Below are 2,649 nucleotides of genomic sequence, written 5' to 3'. Positions count from 1 at the left end.
AGAGTATGCCGACAGCCTGCTTGCGCTCATGGCCTCTGCAAGGAATGAGGTGTTTATCGGGTTCAACTTTTACCCCACGTTTGCGGCGCCGGCGGCGCTCGAAGTGCTAAAGTCGCTTGCCGACAGGGGCGTAAAGGTAAGGGTCCTGTCGGCGCCAAACTCTGACGAGATCGACATCGTGAGGAGGCTGCACGGGTCCATCGAGTTCAAGATATCGGCGTTCCCGACCGACGTGCAGATAATGATAGTCGACGGCAAAGAGATGCTGTTTTCAAACGCGCCCAGGGTGCAGGGCAAGGGCACCGGCCTCAACATCATCACCAACCTCACCGGCATGGTCTCGTTCCTCTACCAGATCATGGCAGACATCTGGCTCGACTCGCGCCAGTACATACTGGAACTTGACATACTGCAGCAGTCAATAGTCTTGAATAACTGCGCCAACATGGTAAAGTCAAAGATAAGGGAGCGGGGCATAGAGATAGAGGTAGGGACAAAGATCCTCGGCAGGTCAGGGGTGCTGCACAAGTTTGACATCATTTCGCCCCGCACAGAGACCGGCAACAGGATAGTCATGTCCTTGCTTGCGCACGGCGACCCGGAGGCGACAGGGGCGAAACTGATGGAATCAAAGATAAAGCTGCTCGATTGCGACTCGATAGACCTGCTCGTCGGGCTGCTGGTCAAGCCGGGCGACGAAGAAAACGCCGCCAGGCTTGCCAAGGCAGTCGGCCTTGCCGTCATACCGGCGGGCAGCGCGGAGGCGCTTGCGGAAGCGATGTTCCGAGAGGTAGAGAAAAGATACTAGCGATAAAGTCATAATTAATAAATAAGCAGCAACCAAAGCTAACCCGTTGTCCACTGCGACTGTTTCAGAGTACGTGTGCGATGACTGCGGGACGCTTTTGACCCACAGCAACCCAATCACGCTCCAAAGCATGAAAGAAGTTCACGATCAGCTCTGTGTTGTAAAGAGGCAAAAATCAAGGGCGGCCCAGGTGGCCGCGCCTGCAGCGCCAAAGCCAGCGGCAGGGATGCCAGCAGCTGCTGCGGCGCCAACACCTGCGCCCGCCATAGCGGCGCCAGCCGCTCCTGCTGCAGGCGGAAATACCACCATTTCATTATCCGGCACGGGCACCAGCTACGCCAAGGTCGACGGGCCGATAGACGTCGGCTTCAAGTCCAAGAGGCAGATTGCCGGCCAGTTCCAAGGCATCAACGTCTGGGGCCCGCTCGACGCCCCGGGGCAGTTGGGGATATGGGGCACAAACGTCTGCATTGACTTTGACATCTGCGTCGCCGATGGCGCGTGCATCGAAGCCTGCCCGGTAAACGTCTATGAATGGCTGGACACCCCGGGCCACCCGGCGTCTGACAAAAAGGCGTTCATGGTGAGGGAGAAGGACTGCATATTTTGCCTGGCATGCGAAAACGTGTGCCCGCCGCAGGCAGTCAAGATATTCCAAAAGTGACAGGCGCGTTAATATCGCAGGCGACGCTACCAGTCAGCGTTGGCTAGATTCCGCGTCGTGGCCACGGGCGGGACGTTTGACGAGATCCACGCCGGCCACATTGCTCTCCTTGCCAAGGCATTTGAGGTAGGCGAGCATGTCATTATAGGCGTGACAAGCGACCAGTTTGTCAGGCACAAAAAGCTCAACCATTCTTTTAAAGAGCGCGTTGCAAGCCTGAAAAAAACAATCGGCCAAGAGTTTGGCGACGTGGATTACGAGATTGCAAAGCTTGACAGCGAATTCGGCCCCGCGGTCACGACCGGCGACGTCGGCGCGCTCGTGGCAAGCGCCGAGACCGCGGCCAAGGGAAGCAGGCTCAACGAGGTCCGCGCAAAGAACGGCCTTGCGCCTGTCGAGGTCATAGCAGTCGATCTCGTAAAGGCGGAGGATGGAAAGCCGATTTCGTCCACCCGCATAAGGGCCGGCGAGATAGACAGCAATGGCAAGCCAAGATAGCATGTCGTTACAACAACATGCGGCAATTAAAGAACGCAAGGGCTGGCTGACTGCTTATGATGCAGTCGCCCCGTGCAGGGCAAAGCCAGGTCAGGGCGGGCCTAAAGATAGCGCACATCGGTAACACTGCAGGCGTGGCCAACGTGCTCGAAAGCGAGCACGAGAAAAAGGGCCATCAGGTCACGGTATTTAGCTTTGACGACATGCTCCACCGCCAGTTCGGCGGCACAATGATAAACTATAGCGCCCGCACGGCCTTTCGGGGCGAGAAAAAATACCACCCCTTCTGGATGCTTGAAAGGCGCACGATGTACCGCATGCTGGAAAAGAGCGAGATCTGGCACTACCATTACCCCTACGGCAAGCTGAAACGCGACGTATATGGCAGGAAAGGGAGGCACAGGGTGCTTGCGCACTATCACGGCGACGACGTGCGCAACAAGCGCGATGACGACTTTTGCATCGTGGCGACCCCGGACCTGCTCAGGTTTACCCCCAACGGCGTCTGGCTCCCAAACCCCATAGACATCGCCCACGTCTCGCAATTCAGGAAGGAGGCGCATAACGAAAAGCCAAGGGTGGCGCACTATCCACACTACCGCAACTATGGCGCCGACCTTTACCGCGACTTTTACAGCGCGGCCCTTTCGGGCCTTAAAAAGCAGGGAGCGATAGAAAC

Annotated in this window: 4 protein-coding genes; all 4 read left to right on the top strand. The window is 57.3% G+C overall.

All coding sequences use genetic code 11. The features are described from left to right. Positions 1 to 808 (top strand): hypothetical protein (locus ACREAY_RS11180; protein ID WP_431755851.1); only part of this gene is annotated, 808 nt, incomplete at its 5' end. 46 nt (positions 809 to 854) lie between these two features. Next, on the top strand, positions 855 to 1,472 hold the full coding sequence (locus tag ACREAY_RS11175; protein ID WP_431755850.1) for a 4Fe-4S dicluster domain-containing protein: 618 nt from the start codon (positions 855 to 857) through the stop codon (positions 1,470 to 1,472). A 39-nt stretch (positions 1,473 to 1,511) separates the two neighbouring features. Then, a complete protein-coding gene (locus ACREAY_RS11170) occupies positions 1,512 to 1,970 on the top strand; it encodes a phosphopantetheine adenylyltransferase (protein WP_431755849.1) in 459 nt (152 codons plus the stop codon). Between the two features lie 59 nt (positions 1,971 to 2,029). Beyond that, positions 2,030 to 2,649, top strand: a 620-nt coding sequence (locus tag ACREAY_RS11165; RefSeq protein WP_431755848.1) for a hypothetical protein, incomplete at its 3' end; no start/stop codon positions are given.

The organism is Nitrososphaera sp. (assembly GCF_050748925.1).
In the GTDB taxonomy this organism is placed as follows: domain Archaea; phylum Thermoproteota; class Nitrososphaeria; order Nitrososphaerales; family Nitrososphaeraceae; genus Nitrososphaera.
This window is presented reverse-complemented; position numbering and strand designations above follow the sequence as displayed.